Genomic DNA, 448 nt, shown 5'->3' on the forward strand with positions numbered 1-448 from the left:
GGGAGATGGTCCTCCCAGCTTCCGACGGGATTTCTCGTGTCCCGCCGTACTCAGGATCCACTCAGGAGGGAACGAAGTTTCGACTACAGGGTTGTTACCTTCTATGACGGATCTTTCCAGATCACTTCATCTACCCCGTTCCTTTGTAACTCCATGTTGAGTGTCCTACAACCCCAAGAGGCAAGCCTCTTGGTTTGGGCTATCTTCCGTTTCGCTCGCCGCTACTTGGGAAATCGCGTTTGCTTTCTCTTCCTCCGGGTACTTAGATGTTTCAGTTCCCCGGGTCTACCTTCTGCTACCCTATGAATTCAGGTAGAGATACTACTCCATTACGAGTAGTGGGTTTCCCCATTCGGAAATCTTCGGATCAAAGCTTACTTACAGCTCCCCGAAGCATATCGGTGTTAGTCCCGTCCTTCATCGGCTCCTAGTGCCAAGGCATCCACCG

General features: G+C 51.6%; 1 rRNA gene. It reads right to left on the reverse strand.

From position 1 onward, the window contains the following. Window positions 1-448: ribosomal RNA gene (locus F7888_RS22400) — 23S ribosomal RNA — on the reverse strand; the annotation flags it as partial.

The sequence above is a fragment of the Litchfieldia stipae genome, assembly GCF_014837155.1.
In the GTDB taxonomy this organism is placed as follows: Bacteria; Bacillota; Bacilli; order Bacillales; family Bacillaceae_L; genus Litchfieldia.